Genomic DNA, 16,757 nt, shown 5'->3' with positions numbered 1-16,757 from the left:
GCTGCCACGACATCACCGTCTACGCCGAGAAGGACATCGCGGCCGGTGCGTGCATGGGCGACGGCGTGATCATGGACATCAGCGACCCGGTCGCCCCCGAGGTCATCGAGACCGTGCGGGACGACAACTTCGCGTTCTGGCACTCGGCGACCTTCACCAACAAGGGCGACGGCGTCATCTTCACCGACGAGCTGGGCGGCGGCGCCGGGGCCACCTGCAACGCCGAGACCGGCCCGGAGCGCGGCGCGGACGCGATCTTCTCGCTGAAGGCCAAGCCGGCCAAGGGGAAGAAGCCCGCGAGGGCCGCCCTGACCTTCGAGAGCTACTTCAAGATCGACCGCCACCAGGAGGACACCGAGAACTGTGTGGCGCACAACGGCTCGCTGATCCCGGTGAAGGGCAAGAACTACTTCGTCCAGGCCTGGTACCAGGGCGGGGTGTCGGTCATCGACTTCAACGACCTGGAGAACCCGAAGGAGATCGCCTACTTCGACCGGGGCCCCTTCACCGAGGGCCTGAGCGGGTCGTGGTCGGCGTACTACTACAACGGCCACATCTACTCCTCGGAGATCCAGCGGGGCTTCGACGTCCTGAAGGTGACCGACAAGCGGCTCAAGCGCGCCGAGAAGGTGCGGTTCGACGAGCTGAACCCGCAGAACCAGCCGCGCTACTGAGCCCGGGTCCGCCCGCCCCCCCATCCCCACCCCTACCGTCCGCCCGCCCCGCGAACCGGGGCGGGCGGCGTACCGGCGGGGCCGTGACCCGGGCCCGCACGTGCCCGGACGGCCCCGCTCCCTCCCACGGAACGAGGAGTTCTGCATGTCGCTATCCCCCAAGCGCAGACGGTTCGGGCGCATCGGCGCCGCCGTCGCGGGCGCGGCGGGCCTGGCGCTGAGCCTGGCCGTCGCGCCGCCGGCCGCGGCGGACACCCCGCCGGCCGACTCGGTCTCCAGTGACAACGTCGAGCACGTGGCGCACCTGCCCAAGCCCGAAGGGCTGGAGAGCACCAACTCGGACCTGGCCTTCACCGGCGACTACGCCATCGGCGGCAACTACAACGGGTTCGTCGTCTACGACATCTCCGAGCCGGAGGAGCCCGAGGTCGTCAGCACGGTGCTCTGCCCGGGTGGGCAGGGCGACGTGTCGGTCAGCGGGGACCTGCTCTACTACTCGGTGGACTACCCGCGCGAGAGCGCGGACTGCGGCGCCGCCCAGAGCAGCCCGGCCGACGCCGACGCCTTCGAGGGCATCCGGGTCTTCGACATCTCCGACAAGGAGAACCCGCAGTACGTCGCGGCGGTGCCGACGGCGTGCGGGTCGCACACCAACTCGCTGGTCCAGGGCGAGGAGACGGACTACATCTACGTGTCGTCCTATTCGCCGTCGGAGCGGTACCCGAACTGCCAGCCGCCGCACGACCAGCTCTCGGTCATCGAGGTCCCCAAGGACGCGCCGGAGGACGCCAACCTGGCCAGTGAGCCCGTCGTCTTCCCCGACGGCGGCAACCACGACCAGGACAACCTGCTGCTGCCGACCCAGGGCTGCCACGACATCACCGTGTGGTCCGAGAAGGACATCGCGGCCGGTGCCTGCATGGGCGACGGCGTGATCTTCGACATCAGCGACCCGCTGCAGCCCGAGGTGATCGAGACGGTGCGCGATGAGAACTTCGCGTTCTGGCACTCGGCGACCTTCACGAACAAGGGCGACGGCGTCATCTTCACCGACGAGCTGGGCGGTGGCGGCGCTCCCACCTGCACCGCCGAGATCGGCGGCGAGCGCGGCGCGGACGCCATCTTCAAGCTGAAGGTCAAGGAGGGCAAGGGCGACAAGCCGACCCGGGCCCACCTGAAGTTCCGCAGCTACTACAAGATCGACCGGCACCAGGGCGACGAGCAGAACTGCGTGGCGCACAACGGCTCGCTCATCCCGGTGAAGGGCAAGAACTACTTCGTGCAGTCCTGGTACCAGGGCGGCGTGTCCATCATCGACTTCAACAACCTCAAGAAGCCCAAGGAGATCGGTTTCTTCGACGCCGACAACCGGGTGGACGAGGACGTCGAGGTGAACACGAACACCTGGTCGACGTACTACTACAACGGCTACATCTACTCCTCGGACATCAGCCGGGGCTTCGACGTGCTCAAGGTCGACGACAAGCGCCTGAAGAGGGCGGAGGACGTCGAGTTCGACGAGTTCAACCCGCAGAACCAGCCGCAGTACTGAGTTCTGAGGCGCTGACCTCGTAGAGCGAGGCTGAGAACGAGGGCCGCCGTCCCACTGGGGCGGCGGCCCTGCGTCGCTTCGCGCTGTTTCATGGTGTGTCGAACAGCCCTTCCCGCTCGCACCATTGCGCGAAGCCTCCGTGCGGGAAAGGGAGGCGGTAGTCGTTCTGGATCAGGTCGTCGGCCAGAGCCGAGACCAAAGGCACGGTGAGGAGTCCGGCCCGGATCGCTTCGCACAGGAGACCGAGGGTGCGGCGCACGGTGACCGACCGGCCCCGGGCAGCCTCCACCGCGACCCGGTCGTCGAGGACGGCCACCGCCGATGGCAGTGTCTCAGCCAAGGCCAATACCCCACACTCACCGAGATTGCGCTGGTCCGGCCCGACGAGCAAGCGCTCATAGTGGACGAAGGCGGCCAGTTCCTCGGGGCTGGAGAGGGTGACCTGCTCGATCCATGCGGCATCGAGGACGGAACGCAGGTAATGGTGTCGGTCGCATCCATTGCGCAACTCATGGGCGACCACATCGGGGATCAGCACCCGGTGGTCCTTGAGAACGCTCTTGAGAACCCCCAGCCACTGTGCCTGCGCGAAATTGCTGAGCGGCCCTGTATCCAGGACGTAGGCGGTTTCGAGGGCGCTCACGATGTCACGTCCCATAGCTCTGCCTCTGGGGCAGGGGGCAGATCGGGAAGCGAAGCCTGATCGAACGTGCCCCGGAGCAGGCCGAGGGCGCGGTCGGCGGTGATCACCTCGCGGCGGAAGAGCTTCAAGACCGCCCGGGCATAGGGGCGGGGAACGGCCACCGGGGCCAGGTCGTCCCTGACAACGAGGTTCTTCTCGACGATGTCGGCCTGCTTGGTCTGAACACGGCGGACATCGTCGGCCCGGCTCCGGTCCACCAGCCCGACCTCGACCAGTCTCCGTGCCAGGGTCGACATGTCCACACCGAAGTGGCTCGCGGCGCGCACCGCTGCGTCGCGCCATGTCTCGTCCGCGTCGGCCAGCCATTCCCGCCAGCACGCCCGAAGGCTTTCACCGGGCAGGAGGAAGGCGCGTGCGAACCGGTCCAGACGGGACTCGATCCCCTCGGTCTCGGTCGCGGCGACCCGCCAGTCAAGGGAGAACTCGTCGGCGACGAGGTAGTGCCCCAGCTCGTGAGCAGCGGCGAGGCGTCGCCGTCCGACCCGTCGCCGCCCGTTGATCAGTGCGACTCCCCCGCGCTTGAGCAGCACCGTGCCGGCGTCCGCGCCCTCGCCGAGGTCCACCGAGAAGACCAGGAGCCCTGCGGTGGCGGCCAAGCGGGCGAAGTCGTGCGCGGGGCACCCGGCCTCCAAACCCAGGAGGCGGCGTGCAGTGGCCGCCGCCTCCTCGGCCTCCTCGGCCGTGCCCGGATACGGCAGCGGGTCCGGTTGGCCCATGACCAGTTCGGGGCAGTGCGCGGTGACGAATTCGGCATCACGTACCAACGAGTCGAGCTCGTCGTCGATGGCCTGGACGGCCACCCCTGGTTGGGCCCCCCGATAGGAGGCCAGCGACGGTGAGGGCTCCTCCACGAACCATTCCACGCGGTGTCCCAGCTCGTGGGCGATCGCGACAAGCTCGACCGCAGCCACGCGGCGGGCCCCCGATTCGACCTTGGCCAAAGCGGTCCGGTCCATTCCGGTGGCCGCGGCGAGCTGCGCCTGTGTCACTCCACGCTGCGATCTGGCTTCGGCCACGCGCGCCCCGATGTCCATGTGTGCGAATCTAGCACAATGACTACTGATCGTGGCGGGGGGATGGTTCACCTTGGCGCTGGGTGATCACTCGGTCGTGGGGCGGGCATCGACATCCGGGCACTGCCTGCGGGGTGAATCGGGCCACGGCCCACCGTCTTCTACGCTGGGCCTGTGAGCATCCCGACCCCAGTCACCGCGCCATGAGCAGCAAGCAGAGCGTCCACGAGCGCTACACCGCGATCATCGCCGAGATCATGGGCAGGCGCGTCGAGACCGACATCGACCCCACCACCGAGCGCGTGCGGGAGGTCCTCGACCTCCTCGGCGACCCGCAGCGCAGCTACCGGGTCATCCACCTGACCGGGACCAACGGCAAGACGTCCACGGCCCGGATGATCGACGCCCTCCTGCGCGAACGCCACCTGCGCGTGGGCCGCTACACCAGCCCGCACCTGCGCACCGCCCGCGAGCGGATCGTGCTGGACGGGGAGCCCGTCTCCGAGGAGGCGTTCATCGCCGCCTTCGAGGACGTCGCCCCCTACATCCGCATGGTCGACGAGGGCTCCGACGTCCCGCTGTCCTTCTTCGAGGTCATGACGGTCATGGCCTTCGCCGTCTTCGCCGACGCCCCGGTGGACGTCGCCGTGGTCGAGGTCGGCCTCGGCGGCACCTGGGACGCGACCAACGTCGCCGACGGCGACGTCGCCGTCGTCACCCCGATCGGCATCGACCACACCGACTTCCTCCCCGACACCGTCGAGGGCATCGCCGAGGAGAAGTCGGGCATCATCAAGCCGGGCGCCATCGCCGTCCTCGCCCAGCAGCAGCTCCCCGCCGCCGAGGTGCTCATGCGCCGCGCGGCCGAGGTGGGCGCCACCGTGGCCCGTGAGGGGCTGGAGTTCGGCGTCACCCACCGCGAGGTCGCCATGGGCGGGCAGCTGGTCACCGTCAAGGGCCTGCGCGGCGGCTACGAGAACGTCTTCCTCCCGCTGTACGGGGAGCACCAGGCGAGCAACGCCGCCGTGGCCATCGCCGCCGTGGAGGCCTTCGCCGCCCCGGCCGAGGGCGACGACGAGCTGGACCCGGAGCTGATCGTGCAGGCGCTCGGGGGAGTGGAGTCGCCGGGCCGCATGGAGGTGGTGCGGCGCGGGCCGACGGTCATCGTCGACGCCGCGCACAACCCGGCCGGGATGGCGGCGACGGTCGCCGCCGTGGAGGAGTCGTTCGACTTCACCCGCCTGGTCGGCGTGCTCGCGGTGATGGGCGACAAGGACGTCGAGGGCATCCTCGAACCGCTGGAGCCGCTGCTCACCGAGGTCGTGGTGACCCGCAACTCCTCGCCGCGCTCGCTGACGGCCGAGGACCTGGGCGACATCGCCGAGGGGATCTTCGGCAGCGACCGGGTGCACGTGGCGCCGCGGCTGGACGACGCGATCGACCAGGCGGTGGCCCTGGCCGAGGACACCGGCGAGTTCTCCGGGACGGGTGTGCTGATCACCGGTTCGGTGGTGACGGCGGGCGACGCCAGCCACCTGCTGAAGGGGGACTGATGCGGACCATCTGCGCGGTGGTGCTCGCCTTCGAGGTGATCGTGATCGGGCTGGCCGTGCCGGTCGCCATCCAGCTCAGCGGGTTCTCCCCGGCGGTGGCCGGTGCCGTGTGGGGCGGCCAGGCCCTGGCGGCGCTGGTGCTGGCGGCCCTGCAGCGCAAGCACGCGTGGGCGCACTGGGCGGGCTGGGTCCTCCAGGCGACCCTGCTGGCGAGCGGGTTCCTGGTGCCGGGCCTGTGGGTGCTGGGCATCATCTTCGCGGGCCTGTGGGTGGCCGGGGTCATGCTGGGCAGGAGGACCGACGCAATGAAGGCCGAGATGGACGCTCAGGCCGCGGTCGCGCGGGCCGACGGGACCCCCGGAGCGGCAGGGGCCGCCGAGGCGGGCTGAGCCCCGCCGAGTGCCCCGATGGAGATGCGGTCTCGGGGGCGGCGCCGTTCGCGGTGCCGCCCCCGAGGTGTCCGTGCCACCGGTGCTGGTCGTCGCGGCCGCCGTACTCGCGGTGTCCTGCGTGATGTGCCTGGTGGGCGGCCTGAAGACCCGCCGCGCGAAGACCCTTGCAGGTCGGCCGGGATGACCTGGGGCTAAAGCCGGAAGTGGTCCTTGGCCTGGGGGGTGAGGAGCAGGCCGAACACCGCACCGCTGAGGGCGGCCAGGGGCAGGAGGGCCAAGGCCGGGACGGTTGCGCGGTCGATGGCCGCCGACACCGAAGCGAAGAGGGAGAGCCCGCACACGATCCCTTCGAGAACGAGTGTGCCGACCCGCACTCCGTTGGTACGACGACCGAAGCGGGCGGCGAGGATGAGGGACGGCACCATGACGCCGAAGGCGACCGTCCCGATCGCCAAGGCGGCGACGCCCACCACGAGGATCAGGATCGCGACCCCGATGGCGGCGAGGGCATCGTAGAAGTCCGCCGGTGGCGCGCTCCCCCCGAGAGGGGAGTCAACGTAGAAGATGAGTACCAGGGCCAGCCCCGCCACGCCCAGAAGCACCGCGACGGCACTGACCGCCCCTTGGCACCACAGCAGGATGCGCGCGATGAGAACCGGATTGGGTGTCGGGGCGTCCGCCTCCTGGTCGGGCGGGCCGTTCGTCGGCGACAGCGCCCAGGCCGGCCGCCCCTGTGGCCGTGGATATCCCACGTTCGCCTCCCCGCGCATCGGGACCGGAGTTGCCCCACGGTACAGCCGGTCCCGACGGTTGTGGTGTGGTGAGGCCACCAACTTTCAAGGACGATGGACGGAGGGAGGGAGCAGGTGTTCCGGCGATCAGCAATCGAGGGAGGCTAAAGTTGTTCAAAACAAGAGATTGCTCGGCAAGTCGCCCCAGGTCAACGAGCTGCTCCCCGCACGCGCGGGGATGGACCCCCCGCGCCCTTCGGGTCGCGGGGTTCGTCGGTCTGCTCCCCGCACGCGCGGGGATGGACCCCCGGTAGTTCACCGGCAGCAGGCCCGGGGCGGCTGCTCCCCGCACGCGCGGGGATGGACCCGACCATGCCTTGTACCGCGACGCCTACGACGACTGCTCCCCGCACGCGCGGGGATGGACCCGGTCGCCGAACGGTCCGGAGCCTCCATGGCGGCTGCTCCCCGCACGCGCGGGGATGGACCCCAACACCTGATGCCCGCCGAGGCCCGCGGCCACTGCTCCCCGCACGCGCGGGGATGGACCCGTCTCGCCGTGCCCGGCCTTCTCGGTGTTGGACTGCTCCCCGCACGCGCGGGGATGGACCCCCGCCCGCCCGGCAAGGCCGCCGAGCACCTCTGCTCCCCGCACGCGCGGGGGCTCCTTGGGCTGTTGGTCGCCGTGCCTGCGTAGGCGTGGTGACCAACAGACCTTCTCGCGGTGACCCTCCTCGCTAAACGCGCCCGGTCGTCGTCGGGGCCGCCGCCTCCGGGCCGGGCCCGAACCATGCCTCCAGTGACCTGCGCAGTCCGGGCACCGAGGTCTCTGCGGGCTCATCGACACCCGCCGCCCAGGCGATGTGGCAGTCCGGGCGGATCAAGAGCGCGTCGGCAGGACGGCCGTCCGTCGTTTCCCCGCACACCTCCACGCGGTCCTTCCACCCCTCGGCGGCCTCCCGCAGTTCCGGGCGGTCGGACGGGACCAGCAACAGCGGCCGCCCCTCCCGCATGAGTTCGGCGACGCTGGTCGTCCCCACCTCCGTCTCCACGGCCAGGTCCTCCACGAACGTCCCGGTCAGCGGGTGGGCTCCCGGTGCCGGGTCCGGATGGCGGACATCGGCCCCCGCCAGTAGGGCCGCCATCCGGCGCTTCGCCGACTCATCGGCCACCAGTTCCTGGAACAGCTCCCGCGACGCGTCCGCCACCGGGTTGAGCCCTCGCCGGAGCGCCACCTGGGCCCGCGTGTGCAGCAAGGTCCGCTCGGCGGCCGCGTGGCGCTCCCCTCCATAGGTGTCCAGCAGCCCTTCCGGCGCCCACCCCTGGACGGCCGCGGTCGGCTTCCACCCCAGGTTCACCGCGTCCAGCATCCCGGCGTTCAGTGCGATCCCCGTCGCCGGGAACAGGTGCGCCGCGTCCTCGGCCAGCAGGACCCGCCCGTCCCGGTAGCTCTCGGCCTGCCGCGCCTGGAAGGTGAACGCGACAGCCGCCGCGCCTCGCCCGTCAGCAGGTCGACTCCGAGCACCTTCTCGACGCTGGTCTGGAACTCCTCCGCGGTCATCGGCGCCTCGCCGTCCCCGTCGAACCGCTCGAACTCGGCGGTAAGGACCGATATCCCGTCACGGGAATCGGCGAGCGCGCCCGTGCCCCGTGGCTTCTCAGGTTTCGGGCCTCGTAGCCTGGTGGCACTGGTTGTCGGGCCCTGTGTGCTCGTCGTGCGAAGGGAACACCCTAGCAGGGGCCGTCAGAGGCTTCCCCGGGCGACGACCCACTCGACAGGTTGACCGGTGACCTCCGCAATCCGGTCGTAGTCCGCGTCGTAGTGGAGGACGACCGCCCCGTTCTCCTCGGCCGTCGCGGCGATGATCAGGTCAGGAAGGCGGAAGTGACGATGACGGCTCTTCTCCGCCAGTCGTCGGTGGACCTCCAAGGCACGATCCATGGCGGTGGGGGTGACGTCCATCCAGCGTTGGGCGTGAAGCGCACGCCAGAGCGTCTCGTAGGCCTTGGGATCCGGAGCATTGTTGAGGTATTCCAGCGCGACCATCTGGCAGGCCGCCAGTCGTCCGTCGAGCATCAGGGAGTCGAAGCGCCTCTTGACCTCGGCATGGCGTGCGCGGTGGACGTAGACCGAGGTGTCGGCGAGATAGACGGCTCCCGCCATCACACGGCCTTCCTCGTCCTGGCTTCCTCGTCGAGCCGGGAGAGGTCGCGTCCACCCCCGTATCCGAAGGAAGCAGACGAACCCTCGAAGTCCATCTCCACCTCGTCGAAGGCTTCGAGGGCCTCTCGGGCCCTTCTTCGCTCGGCGAAGATCTCCAGTGCGGCGTTGATCGTCGCTACCTTCGTCCCGGTTCCCAGCTCTTCGCGGGCTGCATCGAGCCACTCGTCATTGACATCAACAGTGATCCTTGTCATGCATGAATTGTAGGCTCTATTGGGGTCATAGTGGTGTGTCTCGGCAAGATTCCCTGGTGCGTCCGATGTGCCTTGTTCTGCATCGGCAGTGCGCTGCCCGCCTGTATAACCCTGGGTCCGCCGTCCTCAGAAGGCGTGGCCTCCTCACACCACGACCGCACCCAGGGACACCGCCCTCGGGGTCCCCTTCGGGGCCGTGTAGGCGTTCCACGCCTCCGCCAGCCTCCGCAGGCCCTCCGTCAGGCGGTCCGGGGCGGGGGAGAACGGCAGACGCAGCCGGTCGCGGCTCCCGCCCGAGGCGTCGATGGCCGGGCCCGGCAGCACCGCCACCCCGTGCCTGATCGCCACCTGCGCGAACGACGCCGCGTCCCCGCGCGGCAGGCGCACCCACACCGTCTGGCCCCCGGCCACCGGAGGGCACTCCCATTCCGGCAGCAGCCGCCCCAGTTCCGCGCGCAACAGGTCGTGCCCCTCCCGCAGGGCCCGCGTGCGGCGTCCGCGCACCTGCTCGTAGTCCTCCAGCAGTCGCGCCGCCACGAGCTGGGACCCCACCTCGCCGCCCAGGTCCCGCATCGACTTCAGCCGGGCCAGCCGCGCCACCAGCTCCTCGCGGGCCCGCAGCCACCCCACGCGCAGCCCGCCCCAGGCCACCTTGCTCAGCGACCCCACCGTCACCGCCTCCCCGTAGGCCGCCAGCGGCGGCGGCGCCGGTGCGCCGTCCAGCGACAGGTCGGCGGCGACCGCGTCGTCCACCAGCACCACCCCGTGCTGCGCCGCCGCCCGCACCAGCCGCCGCGCCGCCAGCGGCGGCAGCACCGACCCGGTCGGGTTGTGGTGGTTGGGAACCGTGTAGGCCAGCACCGGGCGCCGCTCGGCCATCAGCCGCACCGCCCGCGCCACGTCCAGCCCTTCGGACCCCGTCGGTACCGCCATCAGGGCGGCCCCCGACGCCCGCAGCACGTCCAGCGCCCCCGCGTACGTCGGTGCCTCCACCAGCGCCCCGTCGCCCGGCGCCACCAGGTGCTCCACCAGCAGCGACAGCGCCTGCTGCGCCCCGGTGGTCACGAGCACCTGCTCAGGCGCGGTCGGCACCCCCTGCGCCGTGTACTTCGCGGCCACCGCCTCCCGGAGCCGCGCCAGCCCCGCCGGGTGGTAGCCCAGGTCGACCGCCGAGGGCAGGGACACCTCCCCGTAGGCGCGGGCGACCTCCGGCGGCGGCTCCTCCGGGGCGGCGCAGCTCAGCACCACCGTCCCGTCCTGCGGCTCGATCAGGTGCAGGAACATCGGGTTCTCCGGCCCGCCGCCCACCGCCGGGGGTAGCGGCACCGCCTCGGCCACCCGGGTGCCGCTGCCCTGGCGCCGCTCGATCCGCCCCTCGCCGCGCAGCTCCTCGTAGGCCGCGACCACCGTGGTGCGCCCCACCGCCAGCGCCGAGGCCAGTACCCGGTCGGGCGGCAGGACCGCCCCGGCGCGCAGCGTCCCTTCCTCGATCAGCCGCCGCATCCGCCCGGCCAGCAGCAGGTACAGCGGCCCCCGCCCCGCCGACCAGCGCCCCAGCAGTGACGCCAGGGTCCGCGCGTCCACCTTGTCCGTTCCCATGCGGACCATTCTGCCCTGATTGGCCCTGTACCCGAGGACCAATCCCCGGTGGCATGGGGTCATGGAACGCACCGCACTCGACGACGCGACCCGCAGCGTGCACACCCCGGTGTCCGAGCCCGAGGGCAGCAGCCCGCTGGGCACCCCGCTCCACCTCGACCACCTGTTCTCCTTCGCGACGGCCGAGGCGCTGGCGGGGGCCTTCGACGGCCCCGGCGCCGCCCCCCTGTACGGCCGCTACTCCAACCCCACCGTCAGCTCCCTGGAACACGCCCTCGCCGACCTCGAACACGGGGCCGCCGCCACCGCCTACGCCTCCGGCATGGGTGCGGTCAACGCCGTGGTCACCGCCCTCGTGGGCGGCGGGGACCACGTCATCGCCCAGCGCGCTCTCTACGGCGGCACCCACGCCCTGTTCACCGACCTGGAGAAGCGCTGGGGCGTGCAGGTCGACCGGGTGTCCGGCGACGACCCCGAGGAGGTGCGGGCCCTCCTGCGGCCGAACACCCGGCTGCTGTACCTGGAGACCATCGCCAACCCCACCACCCGCGTGAGCGACGTGCCCGCGCTGGCCGCGGCCGCCCGCGAGGCCGGGGTGCCCACGGCCGTCGACAACACCTTCGCCACACCGCTGCTGTTCCGCCCGCTCGACCACGGCGCCGACATCTCCCTCCACTCCACCAGCAAGTACCTGAGCGGGCACGGGGACGCGATCGGCGGCGCCGCCGTCTTCGCCGACCGCGGCCTGCACCGGCGGGTGTGGGAGCACGGCGTCGAACTGGGCGCCTGCGCCTCTCCCTTCAACGCCTGGCTCACCCTGCGCGGCCTGCGGACGCTGGCGCTGCGCATGCCCCGGCACGGCGCCAACGCGGCCACCATCGCCCGCCGCCTGGCCGAGCACCCGGCTGTGCGCTCGGTCGCCCACCCCGACCTGCCCGACCACCCGGACCACGCCCTGGCCTCCCGGCTGCTCGCCTCGGGCGGCGGCGTGCTCTCCTTCGACCTGCACGGCGGCCGGGCGGCGGGCGCCGCCTTCACCGAGGCGCTGGAGGTGGCGAGCCTGGCCCCGTCCCTGGGCGACGTGAAGACGCTGGCGATGGCGCCCGCCTCCACCTCCCACCACCGCCTCACCGCCGCCGAGCTGGAGGCCGCGGGCATCACCGAGGGGACGGTGCGGATCGCGGTGGGCATCGAGGACCCCGACGACCTGTGGGCCGACATCGAGCGGGCGCTCGCCGCCGTGTGACCGCGAGGCGGGGGCCGTCGGTCCGGGTGCTGTCCGGTGCCGGAACCCCTGTGCGGCAGGGGGTCCAGGTCTGTTCGCCGGTCGTGCGTGCCTGGCATCATGCTGGGACCCGGGCCTCGCCGGGCCCCGACGCCGGGAGGTCCCGTGCTCGCACCCCTGCGCAGCGGTGACCCACGTTCCGTGGGTCCCTACCGGCTCAAGGCGCGCCTGGGCGCAGGGGGAATGGGGCAGGTGTTCCTCGGCAGCTCCAAGGGCGGCCGTCCCGTCGCCGTCAAGGTCGTGCGCGACGAGCTCGCCGGGGACAACGGGTTCCTGCGCCGGTTCACCCTGGAGGTCGACGCCGCCCGCCGCGTCGGCGGCCACTACACCGCCCAGGTCGTCGACGCCGATACCGGTGGTACGCCGCCGTGGCTCGCCACGGCCTACATCGCGGGGCCGTCCCTGCAGTGGGCCGTGGACGGGCACGGCCCGTTCCCGGTGGGGGCGGTCGCCGCCCTGGGGGCGGGTCTCGCGGAGGGGCTGGCCGCTGTCCACGCCAAGGAGCTGGTGCACCGGGACCTCAAGCCCGGCAACGTCATCCTGGCCGAGGACGGGCCCCGGCTGATCGACTTCGGCATCGCGCGGGCCATGGACGCGACCAGCTTCACGCAGAGCCGGACCGTGCTGGGAACCCCGGCGTTCATGTCTCCCGAGCAGGCGCGGGGCGAGGAGATCGGCCCGCCGAGCGACGTGTTCTCCCTGGGGTGCGTGCTCTTCTTCGCCGCCACAGGCGCCGGCCCCTTCGGGACGGGGGCGCCGCATGCGGTGGCCTACCGGATCGTGCACGAGGCGCCCGACCTGTCCGGGGTCTCGGGGCGCCTGGCCAAGCTGGTGAAGTCCTGCCTCGAAAAAGAGCCGGGGCGAAGACCCTCCACGGACGATGTGCTGGATGACCTCGCATCACAGGCGGAGGCGGAGGAGGCACCGCCCGGTGCGCACTGGGTGCCCGACGCGGTCACCGAGGTCATCACCCGGGAGAGGACGAAGGTCCTGACCCTCGTCGGCCCCGAGGGGGCCGATGCCTTGTCGCCGGGGGCGGCGCAGGCGGGACGAGCGGCGGAGCAGGTGGGGGAGGGGCGGAAGGCCGAACCGAAAGCCGGGGCCGGGAAGGCGCCGTCCTCCGCGCGTCCGGCGAACCGCGCGGCTCCGGCCCCGGTCTCCCTCGGCAAGACCAAAGTGGGGTGGGGGTTCACCGCCATGAACTTCCGGGGCCGCGACTTCGAGCGCTTCACCGTCACCCTGCCGCCGGCCGAAGGCACCGTTCGCGGCGAAGTCCGCGGAGACGAGGTCTATACCGACGACTCCTCGGTCGGCTTCGCCGCCGTGCACGCCGGGCTCATCAGCCTGAGCCGCGGAGGCACGGTCACGTTCGAAGTCAGGCCCGGCCAAACCGTCTACTTCTCCTCGAACCGCAACGGCATCGCCTCATCTCGGCACGGGCCCTCGCCCGGCGCCTTCGTCTTCCCCCACCCGCAGAAGCACGCACAGGGGAAGTGGGGGTCACCGGTCTCCCGGCCCGCTCGGCCGTCCGGCGCGCAGGGCTCCGGCGAGGCGGCGAGCCCCGAGGGGACGACGGGAGGGGGCACGACCGGGGACGAGGCGGCACAGAGCGGGTCGGAGTCCTTCGGAGGGTGGATCGCCGCCGCGGTCGCGGTCGCCGTCGTCGCTCTCCTGTACACCAACCACTACGAGTTCGCCCAATGGGCCAGCCGGTGGGCCAACGACGGCACCGCGGAGATCGTGGCGGGGGACTGCATCACCTACATCGGCGACGGTGATCCGGTGGAGATCCCCTGTTTCTCTGCCGCGGCCGCGTACACTGCGGCCGAGGTGCGTACGGGGACCGCCAGCGGGTTCCCCTACTACCAGGAGGCCTCCGGGGTCAGGCGCCATGTCTGCGATGACGTGCCCGAGTGGATCCAGGAGCAGCATACCGTCTCGGTCTCCACGGACAGAGTCGCCTGCCTCGTCCCGAAGACGGATTCCGACTGAGCGGCCGACCGGTGCCCGCCCCGTAGGCTCCCCCCTCCAAGCCCCGGAGGACGCTGTCGCCGGTCGGCCGTCCGTGGGGCCGCCTCAGTCGACGAGGGCCGTCGCCTCGATCTCCACCAAATGGTCGGGGATGTCCAGCGCGGCGACGCCGATCACCGCGATCGGAGGTGTCGGCGCCTTGCCCAGCGCCTTGGCCACCCGCTCCATGCCCTCCAGGAACACGGGCATCAGGTCCGGCGTCCAGTCCACGACGTACACGGTCAGCCGCGCCACGTCGTCGAAGGTCGCCCCTGCCGCCTCCAGGCCGGTGGCGACGTTGCGGTAGCACTGCTCGATCTGGGCGGCGAGGTCCCCCGCGCCGACCGTGTTCTGCTCGGCGTCCCAGGACACCTGCCCGGCCACGGACACCAGCCGCGACCCGGTCGCGACCGACACCTGCCCGTACAGGTCGATCTTGGGGAGCCCTTCGGGGTGCATCAGGGTGACGGCCATGCCGGTCCTCTCCTCGTGCGCGGCGCCGGTCGGCCCGCGCTCTCTTGTGGTTACTCGGGAACCGTAGGAGAGTGAGCGCCGACGTGGAAGAACGCACTTTTCCGTAACGGGGGAACCCGGCGGTAACCGAGCAGGGCAGGGGTGGAACGGGCATGAAGAACGAAGCGGACGCGGACCTGCGCCGGGCGGACTCCCTGGCGCGGGAGATCTTCTCCGACGTCGCCAACAAGTGGGCGCTGCTGATCATCGAGGCCCTGGGGGAGCGCACCCTGCGCTTCAGCGAGCTGCGCGCCGAGGTCGAGGGCATCAGTCACAAAATGCTGACGCAGAACCTGCGCATGCTGGAGCGCAACGGCCTGGCCGAGCGGACCGTGCACCCCACTGTCCCGCCGCGGGTCGACTACGCCCTCACCGGGCCCGGCCGCGCCCTGCGGGAGGCCGTCGACCTGTTCTGCGACTGGACCCGCGCCCACCTCGCCCACATCGAGGACTCCCGCAGCCGCTTCGAGGGCTGAGCGCCCGCCGGTTCCGCGGCATTAGGGGCTGCCCCGAACCGGCCTCGCGACCGCCGCCGCGCGGGTAAAGTTGCGCCCACCGGGGCCGACGGCGCACCCCAGGAGCGGGCCGACCGCCCGCCGCAGGTGCGGACCGAAACCGCCGGCCGCCCCGCATGACGCCTACCCGACACCCCTGAGGAGAACCACGTGGAGCGCACCCTTGTCCTGATCAAGCCCGACGGCGTCCGGCGGAGCATCATCGGCGAGGTCATCTCCCGCATCGAGCGCCGCGGCCTGCGGATCGTCGCCATGGACCTGCGCACGCTCGACGAGGAGACCGCCAAGACGCACTACGAGGAGCACGCCGAGCGCCCGTTCTTCCCCTCGCTCGTCGAGTTCATCACCGGCGGCCCGCTGGTCGCCATGGTCGTCGAGGGCGAGCGCGCCGTCGAGGCCTTCCGTGCCCTGGCCGGGGCCACCGACCCGGTCTCGGCCGCGCCCGGCACCATCCGCGGCGACTTCGCCCTGGAGGTCCAGGCCAACATCGTGCACGGCTCGGACTCGACCTACTCGGCCGAGCGGGAGATCAAGCTCTTCTTCCCCGACCTGCAGGCCTGACCGCCGGACCGGTCCCCGTCGGCCGCCCCGGCCGACGCCTCGTCCGCCCGAGTCCTCAGCGGTGCAACGATTCGGTGTGTTTGCGTAACGGAGCAACTCCCCAGCGTTACGATACGGGTGCTGGATCCACATCCGTGCTGGAACGAGACCCTATTGCCCGCCCCGTGCGCGACGCGCCGATTCGGTGCCGCTGAGGACGATTCATGACCACTAATCTCGCCTTTCTCGGCCGCGACATGGCGGTCGATCTCGGTACCGCCAACACACTGGTCTACGTGCGCGGCAGGGGCATCGTGCTCAACGAGCCGTCCGTCGTGGCCCTCAACACCTCGACCGGCAAGATCGTGGCGGTGGGCGTCGAGGCGAAGCAGATGATCGGTCGCACCCCGTCCGATATCACCGCGGTCCGCCCCCTCAAGGACGGCGTCATCGCCGACTTCGAGATCACCGAGCGCATGCTGCGCTACTTCATCCAGAAGATCCACCGCCGCCGCCACTTCGCCAAGCCCCGCGTCGTCGTCGCCGTCCCCAGCGGCATCACCTCGGTGGAGCACCGCGCGGTCAAAGAGGCCGGCTACCAGGCCGGCGCCCGCCGGGTGCACATCGTCGAAGAGCCCATGGCCGCCGCGATCGGCGCCGGGCTCCCGGTGCACGAGCCCACCGGCAACATGGTCGTCGACATCGGCGGCGGCACCACCGAGGTCGCCGTCATCTCCATGGGCGGCATCGTCACCTCCCAGTCCATCCGCGTCGGCGGCGACGAGCTGGACCAGGCGGTGATGACCTCGGTCAAGAAGGAGTTCTCCCTGATGATCGGGGAGCGCACCGCCGAGGAGCTCAAGTTCGCCATCGGCTCGGCCTACCCGACCGGCGCCGAGGAGCTGCACGCCGAGGTGCGCGGGCGCGACCTGGTCAGCGGCCTGCCCAAGACGGTGGTGCTCTCCGCCGCCGACGTGCGCCAGGCCATCGAGGAGCCGGTCACCGCCATCATCGACGCGGTGCGCACCACCCTGGACAAGTGCCCGCCGGAGCTGTCCGGCGACATCATGGACCGCGGCATCGCCGTCACCGGCGGCGGCGCCCTGCTGCGCGGCCTGGACGACCGGCTGCGCCACGAGACCGGCATGCCCATCCACCTGGCCGAGAACGCGCTCGACTCGGTCGCCATCGGCTCGGGCACGTGCGTGGAGAACTACGAGCGCCTGAACCAGGTCCTCGTCCCCGAACGGCGGCGCTGA

The 16,757-nt window shown here is 71.4% G+C and carries 17 protein-coding genes and 1 CRISPR repeat array; of the genes, 9 read left to right on the top strand and 8 right to left on the bottom strand.

Annotation, left to right across the window (positions count from 1 at the left end):
- Window positions 1-674, top strand: a 674-nt coding sequence (locus D476_RS0124900; RefSeq protein ID WP_017626635.1) for an LVIVD repeat-containing protein, incomplete at its 5' end; no start/stop codon positions are given.
- A gap of 145 nt (window positions 675-819) precedes the next feature.
- Window positions 820-2,226: an LVIVD repeat-containing protein gene (locus D476_RS0124895; RefSeq protein WP_017626634.1), complete on the top strand. Its 1,407-nt coding sequence runs from the start codon at window positions 820-822 to the stop codon at window positions 2,224-2,226.
- Window positions 2,227-2,314: 88 nt separating this feature from the next.
- On the opposite strand, the gene D476_RS0124890 is transcribed toward D476_RS0124895, so the two are convergent.
- On the bottom strand, window positions 2,315-2,869 hold the full coding sequence (locus D476_RS0124890; RefSeq protein WP_017626633.1) for a hypothetical protein: 555 nt from the start codon (window positions 2,867-2,869) through the stop codon (window positions 2,315-2,317).
- On the bottom strand, window positions 2,866-3,963 hold the full coding sequence (locus D476_RS0124885; RefSeq protein ID WP_017626632.1) for a helix-turn-helix domain-containing protein: 1,098 nt from the start codon (window positions 3,961-3,963) through the stop codon (window positions 2,866-2,868). Before D476_RS0124885 ends, D476_RS0124890 begins: the two co-directional genes overlap by 4 nt.
- Window positions 3,964-4,145: 182 nt before the next feature.
- Between D476_RS0124885 and D476_RS0124880 the strand changes: the two genes are divergently transcribed.
- Window positions 4,146-5,495 carry a bifunctional folylpolyglutamate synthase/dihydrofolate synthase gene (locus D476_RS0124880; protein WP_017626631.1) on the top strand — a complete coding sequence of 450 codons (1,350 nt, stop codon included), beginning with the start codon at window positions 4,146-4,148 and terminating at the stop codon, window positions 5,493-5,495.
- Entirely contained in the window at window positions 5,495-5,884 is a 390-nt protein-coding gene (locus D476_RS0124875; RefSeq protein WP_017626630.1) for a DUF4233 domain-containing protein, read from the top strand. The genes D476_RS0124880 and D476_RS0124875 overlap by 1 nt, the downstream gene beginning before the upstream one ends.
- Before the next feature lie 194 nt (window positions 5,885-6,078).
- On the opposite strand, the gene D476_RS0124870 is transcribed toward D476_RS0124875, so the two are convergent.
- The 5 genes from D476_RS0124870 to D476_RS0124850 form a co-directional block, all read right to left on the bottom strand.
- Entirely contained in the window at window positions 6,079-6,639 is a 561-nt protein-coding gene (locus D476_RS0124870) for a hypothetical protein (protein ID WP_152529423.1), read from the bottom strand.
- Window positions 6,640-6,835: 196 nt separating this feature from the next.
- A CRISPR array of direct repeats spans window positions 6,836-7,230; the repeat unit is 29 nt; unit sequence CTGCTCCCCGCACGCGCGGGGATGGACCC.
- 125 nt (window positions 7,231-7,355) lie between these two features.
- Window positions 7,356-8,231, bottom strand: a complete 876-nt coding sequence (locus tag D476_RS34440) for an aromatic-ring hydroxylase C-terminal domain-containing protein (RefSeq protein ID WP_083939625.1) — start codon at window positions 8,229-8,231, stop codon at window positions 7,356-7,358.
- A 131-nt stretch (window positions 8,232-8,362) separates the two neighbouring features.
- On the bottom strand, window positions 8,363-8,782 hold the full coding sequence (locus tag D476_RS0124860; protein WP_040726999.1) for a PIN domain nuclease: 420 nt from the start codon (window positions 8,780-8,782) through the stop codon (window positions 8,363-8,365).
- Complete coding sequence (locus tag D476_RS0124855; protein ID WP_017626626.1) at window positions 8,782-9,036, bottom strand: type II toxin-antitoxin system VapB family antitoxin; 255 nt, start codon at window positions 9,034-9,036, stop codon at window positions 8,782-8,784. The genes D476_RS0124860 and D476_RS0124855 overlap by 1 nt, the downstream gene beginning before the upstream one ends.
- A gap of 144 nt (window positions 9,037-9,180) precedes the next feature.
- Window positions 9,181-10,635, bottom strand: coding sequence for an aminotransferase-like domain-containing protein (locus D476_RS0124850; RefSeq protein WP_026123834.1), 1,455 nt, complete (start codon window positions 10,633-10,635; stop codon window positions 9,181-9,183).
- A 61-nt stretch (window positions 10,636-10,696) separates the two neighbouring features.
- On the opposite strand from D476_RS0124850, the gene D476_RS0124845 reads away from it, so the two are divergent.
- On the top strand, window positions 10,697-11,881 hold the full coding sequence (locus D476_RS0124845; RefSeq protein WP_017626624.1) for a trans-sulfuration enzyme family protein: 1,185 nt from the start codon (window positions 10,697-10,699) through the stop codon (window positions 11,879-11,881).
- A gap of 180 nt (window positions 11,882-12,061) precedes the next feature.
- Window positions 12,062-13,912, top strand: coding sequence for a protein kinase domain-containing protein (locus D476_RS35765; RefSeq protein WP_083939624.1), 1,851 nt, complete (start codon window positions 12,062-12,064; stop codon window positions 13,910-13,912).
- A gap of 84 nt (window positions 13,913-13,996) precedes the next feature.
- Here D476_RS35765 and D476_RS0124835 read toward each other — a convergent pair whose 3' ends face one another.
- On the bottom strand, window positions 13,997-14,404 hold the full coding sequence (locus tag D476_RS0124835) for a RidA family protein (protein WP_017626623.1): 408 nt from the start codon (window positions 14,402-14,404) through the stop codon (window positions 13,997-13,999).
- A 152-nt stretch (window positions 14,405-14,556) separates the two neighbouring features.
- Between D476_RS0124835 and D476_RS0124830 the strand changes: the two genes are divergently transcribed.
- The 3 genes from D476_RS0124830 (at window position 14,557) to D476_RS0124820 (ending at window position 16,757) form a co-directional block, all read left to right on the top strand.
- Entirely contained in the window at window positions 14,557-14,919 is a 363-nt protein-coding gene (locus D476_RS0124830) for a winged helix-turn-helix transcriptional regulator (protein ID WP_017626622.1), read from the top strand.
- Between the two features lie 189 nt (window positions 14,920-15,108).
- Window positions 15,109-15,519: a nucleoside-diphosphate kinase gene (gene ndk / locus D476_RS0124825; protein ID WP_017626621.1), complete on the top strand. Its 411-nt coding sequence runs from the start codon at window positions 15,109-15,111 to the stop codon at window positions 15,517-15,519.
- Window positions 15,520-15,722: 203 nt separating this feature from the next.
- Window positions 15,723-16,757 carry a rod shape-determining protein gene (locus D476_RS0124820; RefSeq protein ID WP_026123833.1) on the top strand — a complete coding sequence of 345 codons (1,035 nt, stop codon included), beginning with the start codon at window positions 15,723-15,725 and terminating at the stop codon, window positions 16,755-16,757.

The sequence above is a fragment of the Nocardiopsis chromatogenes YIM 90109 genome (genome assembly GCF_000341185.1).
Taxonomy (GTDB): Bacteria; Actinomycetota; Actinomycetes; order Streptosporangiales; family Streptosporangiaceae; genus Nocardiopsis_A; species Nocardiopsis_A chromatogenes.
The sequence above is the reverse complement of the archived record's forward strand: the minus strand, read 5'-3'. Positions and strand labels throughout refer to the sequence as shown.

Excerpts from the sequence above, each read along its gene's own strand:
- D476_RS0124835 (WP_017626623.1), bottom strand. The coding sequence starts at position 14,404 with ATGGCCGTCACCCTGATGCACCCCGAAGGGCTCCCCAAGATCGACCTG.
- D476_RS0124830 (WP_017626622.1), top strand. The coding sequence starts at position 14,557 with ATGAAGAACGAAGCGGACGCGGACCTGCGCCGGGCGGACTCCCTGGCG.
- D476_RS0124860 (WP_040726999.1), bottom strand. The coding sequence starts at position 8,782 with ATGGCGGGAGCCGTCTATCTCGCCGACACCTCGGTCTACGTCCACCGC.
- D476_RS0124850 (WP_026123834.1), bottom strand. The coding sequence starts at position 10,635 with ATGGGAACGGACAAGGTGGACGCGCGGACCCTGGCGTCACTGCTGGGG.
- D476_RS0124880 (WP_017626631.1), top strand. The coding sequence starts at position 4,146 with ATGAGCAGCAAGCAGAGCGTCCACGAGCGCTACACCGCGATCATCGCC.
- D476_RS0124845 (WP_017626624.1), top strand. The coding sequence starts at position 10,697 with ATGGAACGCACCGCACTCGACGACGCGACCCGCAGCGTGCACACCCCG.
- D476_RS0124875 (WP_017626630.1), top strand. The coding sequence starts at position 5,495 with ATGCGGACCATCTGCGCGGTGGTGCTCGCCTTCGAGGTGATCGTGATC.
- D476_RS0124895 (WP_017626634.1), top strand. The coding sequence starts at position 820 with ATGTCGCTATCCCCCAAGCGCAGACGGTTCGGGCGCATCGGCGCCGCC.
- D476_RS0124855 (WP_017626626.1), bottom strand. The coding sequence starts at position 9,036 with ATGACAAGGATCACTGTTGATGTCAATGACGAGTGGCTCGATGCAGCC.
- D476_RS0124820 (WP_026123833.1), top strand. The coding sequence starts at position 15,723 with ATGACCACTAATCTCGCCTTTCTCGGCCGCGACATGGCGGTCGATCTC.
- D476_RS0124885 (WP_017626632.1), bottom strand. The coding sequence starts at position 3,963 with ATGGACATCGGGGCGCGCGTGGCCGAAGCCAGATCGCAGCGTGGAGTG.